This is a genomic window from Streptomyces griseoviridis, from assembly GCF_005222485.1.
GTDB lineage: Bacteria > Actinomycetota > Actinomycetes > Streptomycetales > Streptomycetaceae > Streptomyces > Streptomyces hintoniae.
The window spans coordinates 4,954,011-4,978,145 of sequence record NZ_CP029078.1 but is presented as its reverse complement, the minus strand read 5'-3'; the positions used below and the strand labels follow the sequence as shown (position 1 = coordinate 4,978,145).

Sequence of the window (24,135 nt, the reverse complement as noted above, 5' to 3'; positions counted from 1 at the left end):
ACTAATCGGACAGGCACATCCGATCAACTGACCAACCGATCAAAGAGACACGCTCTAGCCCGAGAACCACCGCACGGGCCACCCCGCGCCCCCTCGGAAAGGTAGCGAGGGGAAGCCCCTACGAACCACGGCGCCCGCCCCTCCACACCCCCCAACCCCATTGCGCGAACGCCCCGACCGCGAGGGAGACGAGGATGGCGCCCCAGTCGATGACATGGGGCATCCCGGGAAAGAACCCGAAGAAGACAAGCGCCACCACAACCCCACCGACAAACACCCCAACCCGAACCCGCCGCTGCCGCCCGTCCCGCAATTCCGTGCGACGGTCCTGCTTCTGCTCACTCATGAACGGCTCATTTCCGGCCTCGGACGACGATGTCTGCCGACCACCTGCCTGTGACCATCACGAACCCCACCCACAGGTCCATGGTTCCGGACAGCCTCTCTGTTTCACCGCCTGGAGTGATCCTGCTCCACTCCCGCTGACCAACATCAGGTGGCGCGGCGCACTACGCCCATCTGTTGTCTTTCCCTGCCGCAGCTCCGAAGGTGTTCACCGACCCTGACGTGCCGCGCGAACACCTTCGTACGGGCGGCCCTGACTGTGCCGTGGTCGCATCAAGAGGTGGCGGCTGGTGGACAGTGGCCGCCTCTGGACTGACTTGAGAGCGGGCGCACTGGTGTTCCCACCGGCCACCAGTCAACTGCCGTCATCTGATTCACCCAACGGAGTCGACAGTTGGGATGCGACAGAGCCGGAGCACCCCGAGCGAGTCACTCCCAGAGGGAGAGGCACGTCAGGACTTCCTGATATTCACCTTCACCTCGACGTCGACAAGCGGAGAAGGCGGGAAAACCAAATGGCCATCATTTCCCTTCGCTCTCTCAAGTCGGGGACCACAACAAGCCCACGTAGCATGTGACGCTCGCTCAGGGCTGGTATGGCCACCGACAGCACCAACGGAACAGGATTGCAGGGGGCAGCGCGTGAGGACGGTCAACCCGGACGACCTGGAGCAACTCGCCAAGACCCTGGACGGGAGGGGCGGCGTACAGGACAAGATCGACGAGGCCTTCAGCAGAGCCTCCCGACTCGGCGTCTCCAGCAATCTGTCGGCGTTGAAGCCCTTGCGGAGCTGGGTGACGGAGACCGCACCGGACCTCCGCAAACGCGCGAGCATCGCACGGCTGGAGAACGGCGACCCGGAGGCGGGCCTTCGCTGGGCCGGCTTCAGCGACGAGGAACTCAAGAAGTACAACGGAGAGGGCCTGTCACCCGACCACCTGCTCCTGGCCAACTCCGTGGCCGCGAGCGACGACCCGGCCGCCGAGTCGCTGCGCAGAGGCGACAACGAATCGATCGACGCGTGGATCGAACGCCTCGAAGTGACCGCGCTGACGAAGATTCCTCTTCTCCGACCACACAAGGAGACAGTTGAATCGTTCGTCGGGGCGTACCGGGAATTCACCGGCTTCACCGAGGGCACCGGCCGCATCACCGTGCTCACGACCTCCATGACGACGATTCTGGTCGGAAACCGTATTCGCAAGGCATGGCGCACCGGCAACTGGCCACAGCGCATCCAGAAATCTATTTATCAGTCGCTCCGGAGGAGCGGAAGCAGACCCCTGGTGCGATTCGCCAGGAGCGCGAAGGTCTGGTATCCGGTCCCGAAATCACTAAGCGCGCCAGGATCGTGGATCCCCACGAGACTGGCCGGTTATTTCTATCGCAGTCAGAGATTCCAGCGAATTGTTCGAATCCCTGGAGTATCCTCAGTGCAAGCCTGGGCCAATAGTCACGGATGGAACGCGGTTTCAAGGTCCAGATTCATGAACATGGGACCGAATTCGATCATCCGGTTCATCGGCGGAAACAGTGATCTGGCAACTGCGTTTGGAGGAACCACGCATGCGGGTGTCGCCGCAAAGGCTTCCAGCGCCAACCTCTTCAAGGTCACCGGAAACTCCTACGCATTGGCGCGCGGCACAGAGGGGCTGGGCAGAGGAGCAGCAGCGGCCAGAGGGCTGGCCACCGCCGGAAAGGTGGCTGGCGCTTTCCGCGGTTTCGGTGTGGTCAGCGGTGTCGCTTCGACCGCCATCAGCGCCAACACCGTTTACCACAACGGACGGCCGTGGGACAAGGGAAACTTCGCCACTCGGGAAAAGGGCGCGGCCTATGTCGCGGATGTCGCCGAGACGGGCTTCAACGCCGCTTTGACGGCGGCCATCGTAGCCCCCAACCCCATCACCATCGGCGCCACCATCGCTTTCGGCGCCGTCTATGTGGGTGCCAAGGCGGTCCAGCACTGGGACGGCATCAAGGAGGGCGGGTACAAGGCAGCGAGCACGGTGGGCAACGCGGCCAAGGAGGCGGTGACCAATCCCCTTGGAACAGCCAAAGAAGTAGGCCACACGCTCAATCCAAAAAACTGGTTCTGACGCTCCGAAGAAACGAGGAACGGGGCGCTCAAAATCTCACTGCGCCCCGTTCTCCGCCGACGCTCAGGCGTCGATAAGCTCCTCCTTGTCCGGGAGGAGGTCCGTGATCTTCCCCCAGATGTCGCCGTTCCTCGTACGCACCAGGCACAGCTCGCTCTCGGGGCCGACCTGCCCCTCCAGAATGGGCTCCGTGGGCTTCTCCCTGACCCAGTAGCCTCGGGGCCCGCAATCCCACACCGCCAGACCCCGGACCATCGCGGCCCGCTCGCCTTCATGCTTGCCGTCCCAGGCCGTGGTGATACGCCACATCGCGTTCATGGCCATGATGAGTTCGGTGAGTTCGGTCAGGCCCGGCTCCTCGGGAGTGCCGGCCTCCGTCAACGCCTTGCGGATGAGATCCCTGGTCGCGGCCTCGTCGCTCACGTCCTGTTCCAGGACGGACAACGCCGCGTCGAGGGCGCCCATGGTCGTCTCGACACGGGAGACAACGGGAGTCGCCTCGTCGTCGGCCTGGAGATTGACCATGCGGGCCAACTCCCAGACCAGACTGTGCGGGGCGATGGGCGTGTACTCGGACTCCTCCTCATCCGGCCAACCCTCATGAGCGATCATCGTCCGATGTCCCACGATGACGCCGTGGTTGATCGTGCCGTGCTCCCCCATGACCTCCACGGTCACCAGGGCCAGCGGAGCGGCCAGGGCACTCAAAAGATCCCTGAGGATGGGCGCCAGTTCGCCTTCCTCGCCGACCAGGCCGATCCGCACGAGCTCACCGAGTGAAGCCCAGAGATCTTCGGGCGGATTCTCGCCGTCGAGAAGATGCGCGAGCACCGCTACGTGGCGATCCGCGAGCCGGAATCGCGCCCGGGAGCTGTCATAGGAAGGCATAAAGGGTGCATACCTCAATTCATCGCATCTCAGCCGTCTAAATATCAAAGAAGCGGCCTGTTCTCTGGGGACGGACACCCCCCACTGTGACCACCGTAGGTCCGCCGGGCAGCTCGAAATGCGGGACCCGCAACGCGCCACTTCCCGCTACGGATCGCTCCAGTTGACCCCTGACCGCGGATTCGTCCCCGGCACCACCGCGGTGATGCTCTCACCATCTCCCCGATAGGCTCTGTTCGTTGCGTTACTGACGGGCTGGAGGATGTCGCCGATGGTGTTCGGCAAGCGTAAGTCGCAGGAGCAGGCACCACCGGTGGAGGCCATCCGCTGGGAGGACGTGCGTCGGATCACCATCGGGAGGACCGAGCGGTCGGTCGTCCACGCGAAGAAGCCCCAGCTCGGGCGGCTCGCGGTGCGTGTTCCCCGTCAGGTGAAAGACGTCCGCACCTACGCGCCCTGCGCCTATTTCCGGACCGACTTGGCCACAAGCGCAGTGGTCGAGCCCGTCCTCTACGAGGACGAGGCGGCCCAACAGGTCCTGTGTGCCGTGGACGAACCCGTGGAAGTCGGCAAGGAGGTCCACCGGATCGTCCGGGACGGCGAGGGGCAGGCTGTCGGCACGCTCCGCCGGATTCCCCCGGCGAACAAGTTGGTCCACCACACCTGGCGCGTCGACCAGCCGGGCCGGCCCGAGATCTCGGGCCGCAGCCCGTGGTCGCTCGCGCACAACACCCCCAAGGGCCTCGCCATGCGCGGCGTCGAAACGACCTTGAACCTGCTCCTGGAAATGGCGGCGGCCGGCGATCCCCCCGCCAACCAGGGCCGCGTTCTCGAATGGCACTGCGGGGACGAGTTGGTGATGACCTCCAAGGGACTCCCGCAGCACGACAGCAGCGTAGACATCTCCATCAAGGTCGGCTGGCTGGACCGCCGGCTGGCCTTCGCCGTCGCGATGGTCCCGGACTTCCCCGAGTTGTAGGCGGACCGAAACCGCCGCGGCGCGAGGAACCGATGGTCGGTTCCTCGCGCCGCGGCGGTCAGATGCGGTCGGCCTAGGAGACGCCCGCCGCGTCCACCAGGACGACCCGGTGGTTGTACTGGATGGTGTAGTAGCGGGCGGCGCCGGTGACGTAGGTGTCGTCCGAGGCGAAGAAGTCGTCCGCCGGGACCGCCGGCTTCGTGGCCACGTACGCCTGGCCCGCCGGGAACGTGTACACGGTCAGCGCCTTCTGCTGCGACGGCGAGCGTCCCGCCGGGTACTCGGCGGCCTGCGGGTAGCCGGAACCGTACAGCGTGGCGCCCTGGGAACCGGAGCGGACGATGGTGACGCCCTCGGCGGGCTCGGTGTTGGCCCCGCCCGGGTTGTAGAACCAGACCTTCGCGCCGCTGAACCAGATGGCGGTCCAGTCGCCGTCCCGGTCGGCGACCACGAACTGCTGGCCTGCCTGGACCGTGCTGCCCCAGTCGTGGATCACGTCGGAGCCGGCGCCGGCGCCCGGGTGCACGGCCGGGTCGGCGAACAGGGGCGCCGACGCGCTGGGCCCGGTGCGCACCGGCAGGAAGTTGGCGGACTCGGTGCGGTCGGTGCAGGCGGGGGTGGCGCCGGTCGGGTCGTCGTCGGGGCAGACCTCGACGGTCTGCTCGTTGCCGCCGAAGTCCGGCGAGACGGTGACGGCGGAACCCACCGCGGGGCTCTTGCCGTCCCGGCTCGCGGCCGGGGCGCCGACCAGCTTCATGAAGGAGCGCCAGTCCCAGTAGGGCCCCGGGTCCCAGTGCATGCCGGCCACGTAACTGTCCTGCGGGCCGGGCACGTTGTCGTGGCCGATGATGTGCTGCCGGTCGAGCGGCACGTCGTACTTGGCGGCCAGGTACTTCACCAGTTCGGCGGTGGTCTGGTACTGCGTCTGCGTGTACCAGCTGGCGCCGTGCGCGGCGAAGCCCTCGTGCTCGATGCCGATCGAGTGCATGTTGAACCAGTAGTTGCCGGCGTGGAACGCGATGTTCTTGGTCGGCGTCATCTGGGTCACGGCGCCGTCGGAGGACCGCACGACGTAGTGCGCCGAGTCGCCGCTGCCGGGCGTCTGGAACGTCTTGATCGCGGAGTCGTAGGACGACTCGGTGTCGTGCAGCACGATGTAGTCGACCTTCACCCCGTCACCCGGCCGGTTGGCGACCTGGCCGTTGGAGGCGGCCGCGGCCAGGAAGGTGCAGTCGACGGTGGCCGGGCACTCGGTGTCGCTGTCCGAGACGCTCGCCTTCAGCTTCAGCGCCGCAAGCTGGCGCCCCTTGTCAGGGCTCACCGACCTGGTGGCGGCCAACTTCAGGCTCTGGCCGCCGTCGACGGTACGGGAGGCGCCCTTGGCCACGGTCGTGAAGACCCGGTCGGCGAACACCTGTGCGGCCTTGCGGTCGGTGGACTGGCTGTACCTGGCCACCGCGCCGTACCAGTCGGCCGGGTCGGTGGAGGTCGAGCCGGTCAGCTGCTTCTGGTAGGAGGCGAGCAGCGCGGCACCGCCGCGGATGTTCGCCTTGTCGTCGGTGCGCAGGTCCCGCGCCGACGCGCCGGTCAGCTTCGCCGCCTTCTTCAACGTGTGCAGAGCCGGGTCCGACGTCAACTCGGCGACGTCACCGCGGCCGACCGCGCCGGCGCCCCCGCCGGAGACCATCCGGGCGGTGACGTCCGTCAGGTTCATCGGGCCGTAGCCGCCCGAGGTGTTGTACCGCCCGTCGTGGTCCTCCCACTGGGACTCCTGGTAGGAGATGCCCATGAGGACCGGGAGCGGCACATCGAACTCCTTCGCCGCGTCGACGAAGTACGCCTGCCGCTCGGGCGAGGCGTCGTCGTTCAACGCGGCCTGCGCCACCGACGGCAACAGCGCGACGCAGCCCGCCACGACGGCGCCGCCCGCGACGATCCCGGTGAGCACTTTCCGGGAGGGCTTCTTGTGTAGGGATTTCCGCAAGGAATGTCCTCTGATGAAGTTTTTCGGTACCGAACACGTGGGCCTGTCCAGCGGGACCGCCGTCGCCCGGAGGCCGCGCCCCTCTGCCCGCCGGACGCCCGTCTAGCCAGGGAGACGTAAGAACAGACACCCCGGAACGCAAGGAACACGCTCCCCCCACGAACACCTCACGCCCCGCACACATGCGTACGGACGGCGGGGGGCGGGCCGGGCGGGGCCGTCGAGGCGGGTCGGACCGGGGAGGGAGGCGGGGGGCGGGGATGGCCCGAGCCGAGTTGCGGGGAGGGGAGCCGGGCAACACGGCGTCGGGTGAGTTCACGGCGGAACCGCTGCGCTGAGACACCCACAGCACCAGCGCCTCGGAGACACGGAACATGAAAAAACCCCAGGTCACGGCGAGTGAGTCCTGGGGTAATTCCGAGCCGCCTTCGGGATTCGAACCCGAGACCTACGCATTACGAGACCATCAGTGATCGTGTTGCGTAGTGCCTCGTCATGCTGTCCGGTGACGTTTATGCTGATCAGAGCACGTGCAGCAGGTTGACCTGTGCCACCCCGTGATGCACCGTCCAAAGGCGTCTGTCCACCGGCTGTCCACCGGCGGAGTTGCTGCAGGGCCGCCAGAGAGAGCCCCGAGCACACAAGCGCAGCTGTTCAGAGGATCAGCAGGACAACCAGGATGCTTTGTCGGTCTCATACAAACGCGGTTTGCCCAATGATCTGTCCCAGAGCGAACACATGTGTCCGTGCGGTCAAACATATGGAACGCCCACTCCAAAGGCCAGGCAGAGCATACCGTCGGCCGCCGCCCCGGCCGTCGTCCTCGACGAGCAGGATGTGGTGGCCGCCACGGCTGCGGACCGTGACGGCCGCCTGTGCGGCGCCGCTGTACTTGGCGATGTTCGTCAGGGCCTCGGCCACGACGAAGTAGACGGTCACCTCGACGAAGTGGCGCACCGTTCGGGCGCTTCGACGTCGGTCCGACAGGGCACCGCGCAGTTCGCGGCGGTCCGGAGAGCGCGCCGACCAGGCCCCGGTCAGACAGAACCGGGGGCAGGATGCTCCGCGAGACAGTGCACAGATCGGCCCAGTGCCTGTTCGGCTGCGGACTGGGCGCGTTCGAGGAGTTCGTCGGCGCTGGCCGGATCGCGGGCCACCATGCGGCGGGCGGCGCCGAGCAGAAAGGTGACCGTGACGAGTCGATGCCGGTAGCCTGAAGGCGTCCAGATCGATGTCGCACTCGTCGTTGCGCATCGCTCGGAGGTGTCCGTCGAATTCGCGAAGTCCGTCACGTATACCTGCCAAGCTGCAAACAGGGCCTGAGTGATGCGCGGCACGGATGACTGCGGCGGGGAACTTCGCGTCGTCGAAGGAGTACGGGCCGGGGATGGCCCACTTGTCGCTGATCAGGCCGCTGCGTGGTTCGCGCCGTCCGACCCGGTGAGCACCGAGCGCGAGGCGTCCGCGTTCTGGTTGAGGCGCTGCATCGGGCAAGCGACGGGTCGTTGGCAAAGAGGACCGACCCCGATCAACAATGGCGGCGACTACACGTTGAAGCGGATCCAGTACCCGTCAGGCCCCCTTCTGGCCGGCACGGCAGCCCGGCCCGGAGTGAACGGACCGGACCTCACCGACCGGCTCCGGCGCGACCCGCTCCCGCCGGTCGACCACACCGCACGAACCTCCGCAGCATGGCGGATGCACGTCCGCTTCGGTCGGTCGAGTCGAGAGAAGCGCGGTGTGCCACCGCCCCTACACGGAGGACGGTCCGCTCGTACACATGGGCCCCCCTTCCGCGAGCGACGGCGGGTCAGGCGGCCCCGCCCGGCAAGAAGCCCTCGACTCGGACTCCGACCTCCTCGGCATTCGCTCGATCACGAACCCACCGGGCGAGCACCAGGTCGAGGACACCGAGGCCGAACGGCGAGAACACCACCCGGCGCCCGGCCTCGCGGCGGAAGCCGGAGCCGCCGCGTAGCAGGGTGCCAATCTCGGCATGCACGAACTCTCGCCCGCCCGTTTCCAGCTCGGCCAGGTGCAGGGATGTGCGCTCACGGCAGACATGGTCGGCGTCATCGACCACGTTCTGCGCGTCCAGCACCGCTGCCACGGTCAAATCTCGCAACGAGACATGGAGCACGGCCGCCTCGGGCTGACAGGCGGACAGGTCCATGTGTGGCCTGCCCGCCGTGGTGGCCAGCGAGACCAGCGGGTGCGCGCCCAGCGCCGCGGCGGCGCTGTCGACCACTGCCACCGTCAGGCCAGGGACCACTTGGCGGGCCCGCTCGGCGAAGACCTTGGCCCTTTCGGTGTCCAGGTCGTACACCGTGGCGGTGCGCAGCGAGGGCAGCCGGGCAGTGGTAAAGCGCAGCACCTCCAAGTTGATGGGGCCCAGCCCTACCAGGGAGATACCGGTGGGCTCCGGCTCGGCGCACAGGAGCCCTGCGGCGAGTGCGGCGGAGGCGCCGGTGCGTTTGGCGGAGATCAGTGAGCTCTCGATGAACGCCTCTGGACGACCGTCGACCATGGAGTTCAGCACCATGCTCGCGCTGGCCCGTTCGATGCCGCGTGCCACGTTGCCGGGGAAGCTGGCGATCCACTTGATCCCGGCCACCGGTTCGGAGCCGCCCAGGTAGGCCGGCAGGCCGATGATGCGGTTGGCCGGTTCCTCCGGGAAGCGCAGGAAGACCGAGTGCGGGACCGCGCTGCGGCCCTCGCCATGCAACCGGTAGGCCCGCGCGATCAAGTCGAGGATGTCCTGCTCCCGCTCTTCGAGCAGCGCACGCACCTCGTTGTGGCCGACTATTAGCACTGAGCACTCGCTTTCCGCTGGTCAGGTTCGGGGATGGGGTTCGGGCCCTTCCACAAGTGGGAGACCTCACCGAAGTGGTGGCGAACCCACTGGTCGTCGTAGACCGTGTCGAGGTAGCGGTCGCCACCGCCAGGCAGGATCAGGACGCAGTTGGAACCGGGAGGGATCTCGGCGGCGATCCGCCCCAGAGCCGCGACCACCGCGCCGGAGGAGCCGCCGGCCAGCACCGCTTCGCGCTGAACCAGCCGACGGCAGCCCACCACGCAGTCCAGGTCGCTCACATGGACGACTCGGTGTGCGTCCTCGCGTCTGAGCAGCCTGGGGGGCACCGAGTTGCCGTGGCCGGGTATGAGCCGCTCGCAGGCCACGGTCGAGCCGAAGAGGACACTGCCGATAGCGTCCACCGCCACCACCTTGGTGGGCAGTTTTCTGCGGCGGATGTACTCAGCGCAACCGCCCAGTGTGCCGGTGGTGCCAGCGGAAACCACAAGGTAGTCGATCCGGCCGTCGAGGGCCGTGTCGATCTCCGCCATGGTGGTCAGATGCGCCTGAGGGTTGAGCGGGTTGGTGTACTGGTCGGGGCAGTAGGAATCTGGGGTTTCCTCGAGCAGCTGAGCCACCAGCCGGAGCCGCTGGGGCAGCAACTCTCCTGTGGCAGGGTCAGGTTCGGTGACGACCCGGACATCGGCCCCATAAGCCCGCAGGATTGCCAGGTTCTGCTGCGTGGTGCGGAAATCGACCACGCAGATGAAGCGCAAACCGAAGTAGCCGCAGATCTGTGCCAGTCCGATGGCCAGATTGCCGGAGCTGGACTCTATGACGGTTGACCGGCCCGGCACCAGTTGCCCGTCACGAAGGCGCGCCATCAGCATGCCGAGCGCCGAGCGGTCCTTGATGCTGCCGCCGGGGTTGAACCGTTCGACCTTGGCGAACACGTGTGAGGAGAATCCGGATATCAGCCGGTCCAGTTCGATGAGCGGGGTATTGCCCACCGTCGAGAGGATGCCCTTGAGCCCTGTGGACACGGCTCTCCCTTCATCGTCGGAGAGGCGTGGGCCCCCGATTCTCGATCTCATTCCGCCAGCAGTATCAGGAGTGTTGCTATCAGCGATCTATACGCGTGAGCCGGTGTGGTCAGCCGCCTCCACGTAGCTCCCGGCCCGTCCACGCCATGTAGAGACGATGTAGTTCTCTCCAGTCTGCTGGGGCGTCGTGGCCCTCGACCGAATCCGACTGGAGGACGCATGGCACTGGACGCCTCGCTGGCTGGCCGGGTCTACCCACCCGGCCCGGCGTACCCGGTGGAGCGGGAGAAGGTCCGCGCCTTCGCCCTGGCGGTGGGCGAGCGGCATCCCGCCTGCCACAGCCTCGAGGCAGCACGGGCGCTGGGTCACCCCGACCTCCTCGCCCCGCCGACGTTCCTGTGCGTGCCGATGCAACGCGCCTCCGACCAGGCGGTCTTCGACCCCGAGGTCGGGCTGGACTACGACCGAGTGGTCCACCGCGACCAGCGGTTCGTGCTGCGCCGCCCGGTGTTCGCCGGAGACCTCCTGCTTCTGACGGTCCACATCGACGCGGTGAAGCCACTCGGAGGCAGCGATGTCCTGGAGCTACGGGCGGAGGTGACCGCACAAAACCGGGCGGCAGTGGGGACGGTGTACATGTCCCTGGCCGCCCGGTCCCACTAGAGTTGTCCCACACCTCTTTCATGTTCAGGACACAAGACCAGCAAGGTGCACCTGTCAGTGGATCACCGCTACCGGCCCCTGTCCTCTCTCGTCGGCCAGGATCTCGGCGTAAGCCGGGCGGAAGTGGTCGTCCACGGCGGCGTGCACGTAGTCGTAGCCGATGCCCCGGCAACGGACGTCTTCGCTACCGCCCTGGCCCGCCAACCGCACATCAGAGTGGTCCCACTGGATCGGCAGACCTCAGCGCCCTCCTGAGTGCTCCCGGGGGAGCCGCTCAGCCGTCGCCGCGCGCCCCGCGGGCTCCTCGGTCGGCGCCTTCTTCGGCCAGAGCAGATAGGTGACCGCGATCACGCCATGGATCCCGACCGCGCGCAGCGCGACCAGCTGCCAGAGACGCAATGCATCAGCGGCGGACGTGCCGTTCCCCACATACCAGATCGCCAGCTGCAGAAGGCCGGAGGCGACCGCCCCCGCAAGCAGCGTACGCAGCCACAGTTTGCCCTCGTGTCGGGCGCGCGGCATCCCGTACTTCGGTGGCTTGGCCGGCCGTGGCGCGCCACCGAAGCGATATGCGGCCCAACCGTCGAGCCTGCTGATCGTGTAGTGGCCATAGGCGACCGTGAAGCCGATATAGATGGCCGCGAGGCCGTGCTCCCAGCTCGGCTTGGCACCATTACGAAGATCGACCGCGGTCGCGACCAGCAGGACGACCTCCAGGAGTGGTTCGCACAGCAGCATGACCACGCTGGTGCGCCGCAACTTGAGCAGATAGCGGGCGGCGAGCCCAGCGGCCAGCAGCACCCAGAAGCTGACCTCGCAGATGACGATCAGGGTGACGATCACGTCGAGCTCCTTCCGCTCACCTCGTCATCATGGCGTCCGCGCGTGTTCGGGACGTCGTCAGCGATAACGACCTTTGCCTGCATCCTTCGATGTATGTCCTGGTCCGCTGTGAGGAGGAGGCTCCCCCTGAGCACCCGGTGGTTGGATGGTGAAATGGCCACCCCTTGTTCACAACCTCATCGTGACGATCTGTCAATCGCCTTTGTCGGGCTGGCCGGTGGCCTGGTGCTGTGGTTGCTCGGACAGTATCCCCAGGCCGATCGGCCGCTGGACGGGGCGTGGGTACTGCTGCCGCTGACCGTGACCGCCGGGCTTGAGATGCTTCGGCGCGTCAGGCCGCAGACCGCCCTGCTGCTGGGCTTTCTCGCCCTGGTAGGGGACCAGTTCACCTCGGGCAGCCTGGCAACGGTGCTGATGTTCACCGACCTCGTGTACGCCGCCGTCCTCTACGGCAGCCGCTCTGCCGCCCAACGGATTCCGGTCATCGCCGGGCTGGTCACGGTCACCGCGACCGTGGGCTTCATCGCCTGGTACGGCCCCTCCGAGGCAGTGTTCATCGGCGTGGTCATCGGCCTGGTCACCCTCGTTCCGGCGGCCACGGGAGCCCTCGTCCGCAACCACCGGGAGGCTGCCGATTCCGCCAGGTTGCAGGCCAGGCAGAGCATCCGGCTGGCCGAGATGGACCGGGCGCAGGCGATCACCGCCGAGCGCACCCGGATGGCCCGTGAACTGCACGACATGGTCGCCAACCGGCTTACCGCGATCGCCCTCCACTCCACCGCCGCACTCTCGCTGGACGACCCGGGGAACGCCAAGAACGCACTCGCGGTCATCCGGGAGAACGGTGTCGAGGGCTTGTCGGAGATGCGTCGCCTTATCGGACTGCTCCGGGACCGCGGCAGCGAAGCGGATCCGGCGCCGGTGCCGACCCTGGACGGCCTGGGCGCGCTGGTCGCGCGCGCCCGCACGAACGGCCTGGACGTCACCGTGGACGACACCCGGCCGCCTGGTCCGGAACTGCCCTCGCCCGTCGACTTCGCCGCGTACCGAATCACCCAGGAGTCTCTGACCAACGCGCTCAAGCACGCCGCCCCGGGGCCGGTCATCGTTCACCTCGCCCAGCAGGACGACGTGCTCACCGTGCAGGTGAGCAGCCCCTTCGCCGACCACTCGGAGCAACCGGAGGTCCCCGGATCCGGTGCGGGCCTGATCGGGATGCGGGAACGTGTGGCCCTGCTGCACGGCTCGTTCCAGGCCGGCCCCCAGGTTACCCCCGACGGCAGATGCTGGCAGGTCTGCGCCTCACTCCCCATCGACCAGCCCGTTCTCTCCACCCCTGCGGAAGGAACACCGTGACCATCCGTGTCATCGTCGCCGAGGACCAGTCCGCCGTCCGCTCCGGACTCGTTCTGATCCTGCGCAGCGCGCCCGACATCGAGGTCGTGGGCGAGGCCGCCGACGGCGAACAAGCCGTGGCTCTGACCCGCCGGCTCCGGCCGGACCTGGTGTTGATGGACGTGCGGATGCCGCGGCTGGACGGAGTCTCGGCCACCCGGACCGTGGTCGCCGAACAGCTCGCCGACGTGCTGGTACTCACCACCTTCGACCTGGACGAGCACGTCTTCGGCGCGCTGCGCGCCGGCGCCTCCGGCTTCCTGCTGAAGGACATCGACGCCGACGGCCTGATCGACGCCGTGCGTACGGTCGCGGCCGGCAACGGCCTGATCGCGCCCACCATCGGCTGGCGTCTGATCGCCGAATACGCCTCCTCGCGGGCCTCCCGGGGCGACAGGCTCACCGACTCCGCGGCGCTGGAGACGCTCACTCCCCGGGAGCGCGAGGTGCTGTCCTGCCTCGGCTGGGGTCTGTCGAACGCCGAGATCTCGACCCGTCTACAGATGGCGGAGACCACGGTCAAGACCCATGTGAGCCGCCTGCTCAGCAAGCTGAACCTACGCAGCCGGGCCCAGGCCGCCGTGCTGGTACGGGAACTGGAGGGATGAACAGAATGAACGCTCTGTGTTCGCCACCGGAGGCAACCGTGGCATCGGGCTCGCTTCCGCGCGCGCCTTCACCGAACTCGGCGACCGGGTCGCGGTCACCTGCCATTCGAGCGAGCCACCGCAGACCCTCACCGACGCGGGCTGCCTGGCCATCCGCTGCGACATCACCGATCCCAACCATGTGGAGTCGGCCTACCAGCAGATCGAGGAGCGGCACGGCCCGGTCGAGGTCTTGGTAGCCAACGCGGGCATCACCTGGGACACGCTGTTGACGCGGATGTCCGAGGAGGACCTGTCCACCGTGCTCGACACCAATCTCACGGCTGTCTATCGTACGGTCCAGCGGGCCGCCCACGGGATGCTGCGAGCGGGAAAGGGGCGGATCGTCCTTGTCTCCTCGGTGGTCGCCCTCCAAGGCGCCGCCGGCCAGGCCAACTACGCCGCTGCCAAGGCCGCTCTGATCGGCCTGGTCCGTGAGCTGGGCTCGCGCAACATCACCTGCAACGTCATCGCACCGGGCTTGGTTGACACCGGCATGACCGACGCCCTCTCAGCCGGTCGGCGCACCGCCTTGCTCAGCCAGATCCCGCTCGCCCGCTCTGCCCATCCCGACGAGACCGCCGCCGCCATCCGGTTCCTCGCCTCTGACCAGGCCAGTTACATCACCGGCGCCATCATCCCGGTCGACGGCGGTTCCGGCCTGGGCCGCTGACCCAGCCATGGCAGGGCAGCCGACCGGTGGCACTACGGCTCAGCGGAACGGGCGAAGTCCGGTGCTCGACACGGACTGTGGCATCAGGCGGCTGAGCCCCCGTGGGCGTGGCCAGGCTGCTGACATCGGTCAGTCACGGTAGCGCGCTTCCTGCGGAACTCCTGCTGCACGAGGGGTTGATCCGGAGAGCGGCCCGGGCGCCCGGGCTGGAGCCGTCGTCCCGCGGGCCGACGGCTGGGCAGAGAACAGCGGCAGCACACGACACCTCAGCTTCGCCCGGTGCTCCCCCCGCCCGTTGCCGGTGTGTGGCATGTGTTCGCGAAGCTGGACACGGGCCTGGCCAGCTCGAACGGGAGTGCACGGACCGCCCGTTCGAGGCCAGGTGCAATGTCACCGATCCGGCTCGTCAGCACTTCGATCCGGGCCCGTTGACGGGGATCCGTGCGGGACACGACCTGGGACAGGTCCCCCACGGCGGCCAGCGCCAGCAGCGCGGCATCCGCAACTGGCACCCCGCTGGCTGGCCCGGTGTCGTGCAGGACCATGGCGACCTGCCGGTGGACCGTGCCGCAGTCGGCCAGGTCCGTCAGAGTCACATGTCGTGCGGGGGCCACCAGCGCGCGGCAATCCTCGATCGTCAGCAGGCCCTGGGCCGCGAGGTGCTCTTCCACTGCCTGGAGGGTCTCGACGCGGTCCCGTAGCAACAGGGCCCGCCAACCGGTCCCCGGTGCCGCATAGCGGACACGTGCCCCGCGCGTCACCGGCCCCGCACCGGCCGCCGCCTCCGTCACGTGGACCTCTCCGTCCGCCTCCACGATCTGCCCGCCCAGCGCGAGCTCGATTATCACCGCGGCGCGGACCAGGAAGGCAGCCCGGCTGCGATTGAACGGGCCGTGGACTGCGGCGTCGTAGGCCAGCAGGTACATGCGGTTATGCAGCGCATCGGTCACGGCTTCGACGTTAACCGTGCGGCCCAGAACCGCCCATCGGCCGACAGGATGGGCCGGTCCTGCGTCGACCTGAGCATCAGTTCGATATCGATGTACATGGACATGCAACGGGGTATCAGCATGGAGTTACCGCGACTGTGTGGGCGTGCTGCGCGAGGAACTGGGCGTGGAACAGCAGCGCACGGGTGGTGCGCAGATAAGTCTCCAGCACGGCCTCGGCCACGCTCTCCACAGGCCGGACCAGCACGGTGGGCGTGAGGTGCCCCTCGGTCAGGTCGGCCCGGCCGCCGACCAGGATGTAGACACGGTCGTCCACCAGGTGGGCGAGCGCTCCCTCGAAGGCGTCCAGGTAGTACATCGAACCGTAGTCGGCGGTCGGATCCTCGTGGCGGCCGTGCTTCAGCGATCGCACCCGGCGGCTGAGCAGGTTGAAGAACTGGGAGCTGACGGAGGTGTGGACGAAGTACACATCCGGGCCGAAGCAGTCCTGCCCGGAGTTCAGCATCCTGGCCCGCAGCGCGCCGTCCACTGCCTTGCCTACGTCGGCGTCTGGGCCAACCACGAACGGGTTAATGCCCTGGCCGAAGTAAAGGAACAGCTGGTCCTTGCGGAGCTGACCGCGGATCTTCTCGGCGTTCTCGAAGGCCCCGGTGAAGACCAGCACCTGTGATCCTGTCACGTCATTGCGAAGGAAGTCCCGCTGCCCGCTCTGGCGCAACACGATCGGCAGACCGTGCGCCTCGCCGAGCAGTTTGTGCAGCCGCTCGGTCTGGCTGCTGATCCGACCTGACGGCCGGAACACCAGGCGATCGCTGTAGAGACTGGGGATCAGCAGGTAGAGGATGTAACTGTAGAGCGGAATGTTCGAGGGCATGAGAACGGCCAGTTGCTCAAGCCGCGGCGGGCGGAACCTGGCCATCTCCTGCTCGGCACCCTCAAGGGTCGCGATGGAGACCTCGATCTCACCGACCGCGGTCCGGTAGTTACAGCTCTCGAAAAGTATCTGGAGAACTTCGTCACGGCGCGTCCGGAGCAGCTCCGCCACATTCCTCAGGATGGCCAGCCGATCGGCGAAGGGAATCTCATACTGCGGCTCCGCCTTGGTTTCGGCGACGATCTGGTTCACTGCAGTTCTCCTTTCTTGGCGTCTCTCGCGACTGCGGATTCCGCCAGCCTCTGTAGTGACTGGCGATCGACTTTGCCCGTTCTGTTAATTGGGAATTCCGGAACAACCACCACGCGATTAGGCCGCTCGTGCTCCGCGATGTGTTCGGCCACTGCGGACCGCCAGTGCGCTGCGGACCGCTCGGCCCGGTCGGCGACGAAGAAGACCAGCTGTGCCCGGCTGTCCGACCCCTCGGGTACGACCGGGATCACCCGGACCAGAGCACCACAGGCACTTGCCCGGTCGGCGATGCCGTCCGGGTAGAGGGTGTGTCCGAGTCGGTGCACCGCAGCCCTGCGGCCCAGCACGGTGAGGTTGCCCTGGACGTCGATCTGCCCGATGTCGTCGGTGCGGTACTCGGCGTGCTCCATCGCGAGTACCGTGCCTCCCGGTCCGAGTAGGCCCGTCATGTAGTCGGGGGTGCGCACGACAATCTCGCCGACGGTGCCCGGGGCGACCGGCATGCCCGCCCCATCGACCACCCGCACGGCGATGCCCTGCAACGGACGGCCGCAGCCGATCGGTGTGGGCGGCACGGCCAGCGCGATGTTCCCGGCCTCGCTGCTGCCGTAGCCGTCCAGCAGCGGCCTGCCTATCCGGTCGGCGAAACGCTGCCGGGGCTCGCTTCCCAGCGGCTCCCCGCCCACGCACCACATCCGCACTGTGCTGAGCCAGTCTTCGCTGCCGCGGCCGCTCTCCAGCAAGTTCAGCAGCGTGTGGTAGGTCGCCGGGACCGCGTCGACCACGGTGACGCGGTGAGAGCGGATCGCGGCAAGTGCCGCATCGACGCGCTGGCTGCTGGTCTGCAACACCAGTGCGCAGCCCGTGTCCTGCCACAGCAGCAGCATCGACAGGCCGTACTGGTGCGTGAAGGGCAACAGCGGCAGCAGCACGTCGGTGGCTCGGTAGGCCATCCGGGCGCTGGTCCGTTCGGTGTTGGCCCGGACGGAGGCTCCCGAGCGGACAATGCCCTTGGGGGTGCCGGTGCTGCCCGAGCTCCACACGATCAGAGCGTCCTCGCGGGCGAACCAGCGCGAGAAGCGGGCCAGCCGGTCGCGGCCGAAGGACGACGCGGGGCCGCAGTCCGGCGCACGGTCGGCAATCGCCGCCCTTGCCAACGCGGTGGCACATAGGTCCTCGAGGGAAAGCTGGTCGATCTCGGTGCTGCCAGCTGGCAGCGGGGCATCGGTGACCAGTCGGCTGGCGTCGGCGCCGATGAGGAGTCGGGCCTGCTCGGCGGCCGGGGTACGGCGATCGACCAGAGCGATCGAGGTCCCCAGTTCCATCAGTGCGAAAAGGACCAGGACGAATTTCTCGGTATTGGCACCGGTCAGCATTACACGATCGTCCTGGGTGATTCCGTGCCGTCGCAGTTCCCGTACGACAGCGGTTATTGCACCGTCCAAAGCGGCCGACGAAAAGCGTCGGCCGTCCGTATTGATGAGCATCCCCACAGGACCCCCGGGAGCCGACTCCGATTACTTTCGGATGTGAGCCTACGGGGCGAACTACACGTGATCTATATTCGCATCTATATCCGCTCCACGCCTCGGTAAGCCAACCTTGCCCAGGACATATAGGTCGAATATAGCTGCCTGCCCAGACTGCTGCTCCAGTGGTCGTTTATTTTTCGGTTGCCGGCCGCTGCCCAGTCCCACCGGAAATCCATCGGACCGAAGGCGTGTTCATGACCCAGATCGACACGGTGGCCGCCGCGCCGCCGGCCGCGTTCGTGCTGACCGAGGCGGAGTACCGGCAGACCAGTGAGATCGCCGACCGGCTCGCACGGGTCGAGCCGGGCCGCACCGACGACCAGCAGTGGCTGGCCGCCGTCCGCGACGCGTCTGTCGAGCTGCCGACCAGACTGCTCGTCGAGCTTCGACGGTTCCGCCGTGACGCAGGCCCCGACGCGGTGCTGCTGATCCGCAACCTACCGGTGTCGCCGGCCTATGGCAGCCGCGAGCTGCCCCGCACACCGACCCAGCCCGGCTCGGTCGAGCGGATCGCCACCACGGCCGCCGCGATAATCACTGCCGCGATGCTCCAGCTCGGCGAGGTGGTCGCGTTCCGCAACGAGAAGACCGGCGCGCTGGTGCAGAACGTGGTGCCGGTGCCGGGCCAGGAGACCCTGCAGAGCAACGCTGGCTCCGTCCTGCTCGAAATGCACAACGAGAACGCATTCCACCCCAACCGACCAGACTACGTAGGGTTGTTGTGCGTCCGTGAGGACCCGACCGGACAGGCCCGGCTGTGCACCGCCTCGGTGCGGCGTGCCCTGCCGCTGCTCTCGGCGCAGGCCCGGCAGGTCCTGTCCGGGGAGCGGTTCCTCACCGAGGCGCCCCCCTCATTCGAAGCCCTGGAGAGCGTAGTGCCGGCCCACGCGGTGCTGCAAGGCGCCGGGGAGGACCCGGATATTCTGGTGGATTTCTCGGCCACACACCCACTGGACGATGAGGCCCGCGTGGCCATGGCCGAACTGCGCGACGCACTGGTTCAGGTGAGCTCGGCCCTGGCACTGAGGGCCGGTGACCTGGCGATCGTGGACAACCGGCTCGCCGTGCACGGCCGAACGCCGTTCACCCCCCGCTACGACGGCACGGACCGGTGGCTGCATCGGGTCTACGCCTCGCTGGACCACCGCCGCTCGCGGCCGGTGCGCCGGGACGGCGGCAGCGTGCTTGGTTGATCCGCCGCGAGGGCGATTGAAGAGTCTCAGTCGGTGGAACGTCACCGGATACAACGGGCATCGCCGCCCGCGACAATCACTCGGTTCGACGCCCTCCGTCATGTGCGTCCTGTGGGAACTGCGCCTCGCCTCCTCGACCGCTATTCAGTTTGGGTGTCCCGGTGACCAGCCAGGACCAACCCCGCTCGATCTGGTGACAGTGGCGGTCCCCGTCGGCCAGCACGCCCAGCACCGCGGGTGGAGCAAGTCGCGGTAATCGGCCTGGTCGAAGGCGACGGCGATGACCTCGGCGGGATCCTTGGCCACCGAACAAAAGAACCACTTGATGCGCACCTTCGGACCGCGCCGAGCCTCGCACTCGCCGCTGCGTGAGGGACTGCGGTCGAGTGCGGGCGGAGCGGAGCCTCCTGCGCGCCGTAGACGCAGGCCAGGGCGGCCATCCCTTGTGGAACGGCTTGACCAAGCCGGCCTGGCCTTCCTGTCCGCTTGCGGCACCGCCCAGAACCGCCTCCTGCCGGACGAGTCCCTGAACCTCCTGTCGGCCTTCCAGCTCGCCAGCTTCAGCCACCTGGTGGGCAGCCTCTGGCCGGTGACCGACCAGGCCAATAACCGCCTGGTGAAAGCCTTCTACGAGCACCTGACGGGACAACAGGACGCGAGCGTCGCCGAGTCCCTCCATCACGCCGTGTCCCAGTTGCGCGAGCGAGAGCCCGAACGGCCCTCGCTGTGGGCGCCCCTGAGGCACCGCCGGCGCCCTCGTCGATCACCGAGTCTGCGACCCTGTGGCCAGGCTGGCGAAGCCGATCGCGACCGCCTTGGCGCGCGACGCACGCCGCCGCCAGCCCGTCGCCACGCTGCCCGGGCAAGGTCATGGGCTGGTTCGCTGGCCGAGCACATGCGTGCCGACTTGGTCGTGGACGCAGTCCAGGCCGCCGTGGACACCCGCTGTCGGTAGTGACGTGCGCGGGGTGATCTTTCACTCGGACCGCGGCACCCCGCGCACGCTCAGGCGGTGCGAACTATATGGGGGAGCGCTGTTGGGTGTCGGTTGCGGTTGGAGCCGCCACTCTTGTCGGAGACCTACGAGAGCGACGGACCACGGATAGCGCTGCCGCGCTGTGCCACGACGAGCCAAAGGGCCAGCCAACCTGGTCGGAATCTAAGCGGGACTGCACCCCCACTGCACGGCTGTCCACCGTTTGTCCACCGGAGACCCCGGATACGAGGCGAAACCAGCCGCTCCGAAACATAAAAGACCAGTTCAGAGGCTTGGAGCTCGATTCTCGTCACAGAAACCAAACCTCTAGCCTACGCATTACGATGCACAGACCACAGGTGCCCGATTCGCCCGAATCCCAAGGCCAACGAAGGAGAGAAACCCCAGGTCAAAGGCCTGACCTGGGGTTCACCATGGAGCCGCCTTCGGGATTCGAACCCGAGACCTACGCATTACGAGTGCGTTGCTCTGGCCATCTGAGCTAAGGCGGCGCGCTGTCCCCGCTATGGCGCGGTCAGCAACGACGGTAAGTCTACACAGTCCCCGAGGTGCTCCGTGCCACCCCCGGGGGCGCCCCCGAAGCGCCCCCGCCGTGGCCCGTCCGCCGCTCCGTCGGGCCTACGAGCAGCGCTTTCCCTCCGCCGGTGGCGTCCCCTTGAGCAGGTAGGCGTTGATCGTCGAGTCGATGCACGTGCTGCCCCGGCCGTACGCCGTGTGGCCGTCGCCCTCGTAGGTGAGGAGGCGGGCCGAGGACAGCTGGCGGGAGAGGGACTGTGCCCAGCGGTACGGCGTCGCCGGGTCGCGGGTGGTGCCGACGACCACGATGGGCGCCGCGCCCTTCGCCTCGATCCGGTGCGGCTCCCCCGTCGGCTTCACCTGCCAGTACGCACAGCTCAGCGACGCCCACGCGAGGCCGCGGCCGAAGACCGGGGACGCCTTCTCGAACGCCGGCATGGCCTCCTCGACCTGCTCGGGCGTGGAGTAGGCGGCCGGGAGGTCGAGGCAGTTGACCGCCGCGTTCGCGAACATCAGGTTCGTGTAGTGGCCCTTGGCGTCCCGCTCGTAGTAGCCGTCCGACAGCACCAGCAGGCCGGCGCCGTCGTTCTCCTTCATCGCCGACGTCAGCCCCTCGCGCAGTTGCGCCCACGCCGCCTCGTCGTACATCGCGGCGATCACGCCGGTGGTGGCGAGGGCCTCGCCCAGTTTCCGGCCGTCCGCGTCGCCGGTCGGGATGGGATGCGCGTCGAGCTTCCGGAAGAACGCCTTCAGCGCGTCGCCCACCTGGCCGGGCGAGGTGCCCTTGCCGCCGAGCGGGCAGTCCGACTGCTGCACGCAGTCCTTCGCGAACGACTGGAACGCCGTCTCGAAGCCCGCCGTCTGGTCGAGGTTCTGGGTGCGCGAGGGCACCGACGGGTCCATCGCGCCGTCCAGCACCAGCCGTCCCACCCGGTCAGGGAACAGCCCCGCGTACGTCGCCCCGAGGAACGTGCCGTACGACGCCCCCACGTACGTCAGCTTCCTGTCCCCCAGCGCCGCCCGCAGGACGTCCATGTCCCGGGCCGCCTCGACGGTGGACACGTGCCGCAGCATCCGCGTCGAGCGCTTCCCGCACCCCTCGGCGAACTTCTTGTACGCGTCGACGAGTTGACCGGTCTCCCGCTGGTCGTCCGGCGTGGTGTCGGTCTGCGTGAACCTGTCCATCGCACGCCCGCCCAGGCACTCGACGGGCTCGCTGCGCGCGACTCCGCGCGGGTCCATCGCGACCATGTCGTACCGGGCCCGCACCTTCGCCGGGTAGCCGATGCCCGCGTACTGCTGGAGGTAGCCGATCGCCGATCCGCCCGGCCCGCCCGGGTTCACCATCAGCGAGCCGAGCGGCTTGCCGTCGCCCGTCGCCTTCTTGCGGGCGACGGCGAGCTTGACGTCCCCCGCGGACGGGTCGGCGTAGTCGAGGGGCGCCTTCATCGTCGTGCACTCGAAGCCGGAGACTCCGCAGCCCCGCCAGGTCAACTTCTGGTCGTAGTACGGCGCCAGCGCCGCCGGCGTGGCCTTCGGCAGCACGGCGAGCGCCACCGGCGCCGCGCCCTCGACGGCGTTCGACGAGCCCGAGGGCGAGCAGGCCGGGACCAGCAGGACCGCCGCGGTCGCGGCGGCTAGCAGCGTGCCGGTGGTGCGCGGCCGGGGAGCGGGGGACCTGGGGGCCCGACGGGGGGTTCGCCTGAGGTACATCAAGCGAGAGTAACCGTGAGCGACGGGATAGATGCTCTGCGTGCGCGAACTGGCTCGTACGAGGTACCTGGTCAACCTCCCGTGGATCCTCTGATCATTCCGGCGAGCGCTCCGGCCCGCCCCGCCTCGACCCGGGCGAGCCCGTCCGACGGCGGCACAGCCGCCGCGCACCGCCCCGCCCTGAGACCGCTGTGCCTCACCCCGGGCCGGTGCCCGCCCGGTCTCAGCCCGCCCGCAGCGCCATCGTCATCGCCTCCACCGCGAGCAGCGGTGCCACGTTGCGGTCGAGGGCCTCCCGGCACGCGCCGATCGCCTCGATCCGGCGGAGTGTCGCCTCCGGGGTGCTGCCCCGGGCGAGCCGCTCCAGGGCGTCCTCCGCGTCCCCGTTGGCGATCGCCACCCGGGAGCCGAACTGCAGGGCCAGGACATCGCGGTAGAAGCCGGTCAGGTCGGTGAGGGCGAGGTCGAGGCTGTCGCGCTGGGTGCGGGTCCTGCGCCGTTTCTGCATGTCCTCCAGGTCCTTCATCACGCCCGCCGTGCCGCGCGGCATCCGGCCGCCCTGCGCCGCGCCCATCGCCGCCTTCAGCTCCTCCGTCTCCTTGCCGTCCATCTCCTCGGCGAGCTGCTTGGCGTCCTCGGAGGCCGCGTCGACGAGTTCCTGAGCCGCCTTGAGCGCGCTGCCGACGTCCTCGACGCGCAGCGGCATCTTCAGCACGGCCGCGCGACGCTGCCGGGCGGCCGGGTCGGTGGCGAGCCTGCGGGCCTGGTCGACGTGGCCCTGGGTGGCGCGGGCCGCGGAGGCGGCCACGGCCGGTTCGACGCCCTCGCGCCGTACGAGCATGTCGGCGACGGCGTCGACCGAGGGCGTCAGCAGACTCAGGTGACGGCAGCGGGAGCGGATGGTGGGCAGGACGTCCTCGAGGGAGGGCGCGCACAGCAGCCAGACCGTGCGGGGGGCCGGCTCCTCGACCGCCTTGAGGACCGCGTTCGCCGACTTCTCGTTCAGCCGTTCCGCGTCCTCGACCAGGATGATCTGCCAGCGGCCGTTCGCCGGCGAGGTGAACGACTTCCGTACGGTGTCCCGCATGTCGTCGGCGAGGATCTGGGCGCCGACGGCGGCGACGGTGGTGACGTCGGCGTGCGTGCCGATCAGGGCGGTGTGGCAGCCGTCGCAGAATCCGCATCCCGGTGAGCCGCCGAGCGCGCGGTCGGGGGACACGCATTGCAGCGCGGCGGCGAAAGCGTGCGCCGTCTGTGTGCGCCCGGCACCCGGCGGGCCGGTGAACAGCCACGCGTGTGTCATCTTCGACGCCTCGGGGGGAGCCGTGCCGGTCGCGTACGCGGTGACCAGCGCGTCGGCGTCCCGCGCGGCGGCGTCGAGCCGCTCAGCCACCTTCTCCTGGCCGACGAGGTCGTCCCAGACCGTCATGTGTCACCCCGCCCTTCCGTCACGTTCCGCGTTCCACGTTCCGGCATCCATTGTGCGGGCTGCCACTGACAACGAAAGACGGTGGCCGGGCCGACGGCATCCGCCGCCCCACGCCCCACCACCGTCCACGCCCCACCACCGTCCACGGCCCGCCATCCGGGTTTCGGCTTCCGGCTTCCGGCTTCCGGCTTCCGGCTTCCAGCTTCCAGCTTCCAGCTTCCAGCTTCCGACGTCCACCGTTGTTCGGCGTCCGTCGTCACGCCGCAGTCCCGCCGTCGCCGTCACCTCGGCGCGTCTACACCTCGGCACTGCGGCACCTCAGCGCACG

19 protein-coding genes, 1 tRNA gene and 2 pseudogenes are annotated in these 24,135 nt (G+C 68.2%); 8 read left to right on the top strand and 14 right to left on the bottom strand.

Going from position 1 to position 24,135, the window contains the following annotated elements:
- Positions 1-118: 118 nt before the first annotated feature.
- Positions 119-346 carry a hypothetical protein gene (locus DDJ31_RS21380; RefSeq protein ID WP_127178720.1) on the bottom strand — a complete coding sequence of 76 codons (228 nt, stop codon included), beginning with the start codon at positions 344-346 and terminating at the stop codon, positions 119-121.
- A 641-nt stretch (positions 347-987) separates the two neighbouring features.
- Between DDJ31_RS21380 and DDJ31_RS21375 the strand changes: the two genes are divergently transcribed.
- Positions 988-2,442 (top strand): PE-PGRS family protein, encoded by a 1,455-nt coding sequence (locus DDJ31_RS21375; protein ID WP_127178721.1) that lies wholly within the window; start codon positions 988-990, stop codon positions 2,440-2,442.
- Positions 2,443-2,505: 63 nt separating this feature from the next.
- Here the strand turns inward: DDJ31_RS21375 and DDJ31_RS21370 are convergent, their stop codons facing one another.
- Positions 2,506-3,330 (bottom strand): hypothetical protein, encoded by an 825-nt coding sequence (locus DDJ31_RS21370; RefSeq protein ID WP_127178722.1) that lies wholly within the window; start codon positions 3,328-3,330, stop codon positions 2,506-2,508.
- A 271-nt stretch (positions 3,331-3,601) separates the two neighbouring features.
- On the opposite strand from DDJ31_RS21370, the gene DDJ31_RS21365 reads away from it, so the two are divergent.
- On the top strand, positions 3,602-4,309 hold the full coding sequence (locus DDJ31_RS21365; RefSeq protein ID WP_127178723.1) for a hypothetical protein: 708 nt from the start codon (positions 3,602-3,604) through the stop codon (positions 4,307-4,309).
- 73 nt (positions 4,310-4,382) lie between these two features.
- Here DDJ31_RS21365 and DDJ31_RS21360 read toward each other — a convergent pair whose 3' ends face one another.
- The 4 genes and pseudogenes from DDJ31_RS21360 to sbnA all read right to left on the bottom strand — a co-directional run bounded on the left by DDJ31_RS21360 (position 4,383) and on the right by sbnA (position 10,181).
- Entirely contained in the window at positions 4,383-6,293 is a 1,911-nt protein-coding gene (locus DDJ31_RS21360) for a peptidoglycan recognition protein family protein (RefSeq protein WP_240678121.1), read from the bottom strand.
- 777 nt (positions 6,294-7,070) lie between these two features.
- Positions 7,071-7,507 (bottom strand): annotated as a pseudogene (locus tag DDJ31_RS21355) (sensor histidine kinase); the annotation flags it as partial.
- A 596-nt stretch (positions 7,508-8,103) separates the two neighbouring features.
- Positions 8,104-9,105, bottom strand: coding sequence for a 2,3-diaminopropionate biosynthesis protein SbnB (gene sbnB / locus DDJ31_RS21350; protein WP_127178724.1), 1,002 nt, complete (start codon positions 9,103-9,105; stop codon positions 8,104-8,106).
- Complete coding sequence (gene sbnA / locus DDJ31_RS21345) at positions 9,099-10,181, bottom strand: 2,3-diaminopropionate biosynthesis protein SbnA (protein WP_127178725.1); 1,083 nt, start codon at positions 10,179-10,181, stop codon at positions 9,099-9,101. Before sbnA ends, sbnB begins: the two co-directional genes overlap by 7 nt.
- Before the next feature lie 168 nt (positions 10,182-10,349).
- Between sbnA and DDJ31_RS21340 the strand changes: the two genes are divergently transcribed.
- The gene (locus DDJ31_RS21340; protein WP_008744241.1) at positions 10,350-10,793 is read left to right on the top strand and encodes an FAS1-like dehydratase domain-containing protein; all 444 of its coding nucleotides are present in this window, start codon (positions 10,350-10,352) and stop codon (positions 10,791-10,793) included.
- An 81-nt stretch (positions 10,794-10,874) separates the two neighbouring features.
- Here DDJ31_RS21340 and DDJ31_RS40065 read toward each other — a convergent pair.
- Together DDJ31_RS40065 and DDJ31_RS21330 are read right to left on the bottom strand one after the other, a co-directional pair.
- Positions 10,875-10,999: pseudogene (locus DDJ31_RS40065) on the bottom strand (IS481 family transposase); the annotation flags it as partial.
- 34 nt (positions 11,000-11,033) lie between these two features.
- Entirely contained in the window at positions 11,034-11,636 is a 603-nt protein-coding gene (locus DDJ31_RS21330) for a hypothetical protein (protein WP_127178726.1), read from the bottom strand.
- Positions 11,637-11,789: 153 nt separating this feature from the next.
- On the opposite strand from DDJ31_RS21330, the gene DDJ31_RS21325 reads away from it, so the two are divergent.
- The 3 genes from DDJ31_RS21325 to DDJ31_RS21315 are packed head-to-tail and all read left to right on the top strand — an operon-like array spanning position 11,790 to position 14,351.
- Positions 11,790-12,992 (top strand): sensor histidine kinase, encoded by a 1,203-nt coding sequence (locus DDJ31_RS21325; RefSeq protein ID WP_008744238.1) that lies wholly within the window; start codon positions 11,790-11,792, stop codon positions 12,990-12,992.
- Positions 12,989-13,639 (top strand): response regulator, encoded by a 651-nt coding sequence (locus tag DDJ31_RS21320; RefSeq protein WP_008744237.1) that lies wholly within the window; start codon positions 12,989-12,991, stop codon positions 13,637-13,639. The genes DDJ31_RS21325 and DDJ31_RS21320 overlap by 4 nt, the downstream gene beginning before the upstream one ends.
- 16 nt (positions 13,640-13,655) lie before the next feature.
- Complete coding sequence (locus DDJ31_RS21315; RefSeq protein ID WP_008744236.1) at positions 13,656-14,351, top strand: SDR family oxidoreductase; 696 nt, start codon at positions 13,656-13,658, stop codon at positions 14,349-14,351.
- Positions 14,352-14,617: 266 nt separating this feature from the next.
- On the opposite strand, the gene DDJ31_RS21310 is transcribed toward DDJ31_RS21315, so the two are convergent.
- The 3 genes from DDJ31_RS21310 to DDJ31_RS21300 form a co-directional block, all read right to left on the bottom strand.
- A complete protein-coding gene (locus DDJ31_RS21310) occupies positions 14,618-15,301 on the bottom strand; it encodes a GPP34 family phosphoprotein (protein WP_127178727.1) in 684 nt (227 codons plus the stop codon).
- Between the two features lie 115 nt (positions 15,302-15,416).
- On the bottom strand, positions 15,417-16,427 hold the full coding sequence (locus tag DDJ31_RS21305) for an aldehyde dehydrogenase family protein (protein WP_164784920.1): 1,011 nt from the start codon (positions 16,425-16,427) through the stop codon (positions 15,417-15,419).
- Positions 16,424-17,914 carry a class I adenylate-forming enzyme family protein gene (locus tag DDJ31_RS21300; RefSeq protein WP_127178729.1) on the bottom strand — a complete coding sequence of 497 codons (1,491 nt, stop codon included), beginning with the start codon at positions 17,912-17,914 and terminating at the stop codon, positions 16,424-16,426. The genes DDJ31_RS21305 and DDJ31_RS21300 overlap by 4 nt, the downstream gene beginning before the upstream one ends.
- Before the next feature lie 239 nt (positions 17,915-18,153).
- Here DDJ31_RS21300 and DDJ31_RS21295 point away from each other — a divergent pair, with 239 nt between their 5' ends.
- Complete coding sequence (locus DDJ31_RS21295; RefSeq protein ID WP_164784921.1) at positions 18,154-19,152, top strand: TauD/TfdA family dioxygenase; 999 nt, start codon at positions 18,154-18,156, stop codon at positions 19,150-19,152.
- A gap of 280 nt (positions 19,153-19,432) precedes the next feature.
- The gene (locus DDJ31_RS39895; RefSeq protein WP_127178731.1) at positions 19,433-20,107 is read left to right on the top strand and encodes a CHAT domain-containing protein; all 675 of its coding nucleotides are present in this window, start codon (positions 19,433-19,435) and stop codon (positions 20,105-20,107) included.
- 456 nt (positions 20,108-20,563) lie between these two features.
- On the opposite strand, the gene DDJ31_RS21285 is transcribed toward DDJ31_RS39895, so the two are convergent.
- The 3 genes from DDJ31_RS21285 to DDJ31_RS21275 form a co-directional block, all read right to left on the bottom strand.
- Positions 20,564-20,640, bottom strand: a tRNA-Thr gene (locus tag DDJ31_RS21285).
- A 127-nt stretch (positions 20,641-20,767) separates the two neighbouring features.
- Entirely contained in the window at positions 20,768-22,378 is a 1,611-nt protein-coding gene (locus DDJ31_RS21280; RefSeq protein ID WP_127178732.1) for an alpha/beta hydrolase, read from the bottom strand.
- Positions 22,379-22,601: 223 nt separating this feature from the next.
- Complete coding sequence (locus DDJ31_RS21275) at positions 22,602-23,807, bottom strand: DNA polymerase III subunit delta' (RefSeq protein WP_127178733.1); 1,206 nt, start codon at positions 23,805-23,807, stop codon at positions 22,602-22,604.
- Positions 23,808-24,135 lie beyond the last annotated feature (328 nt).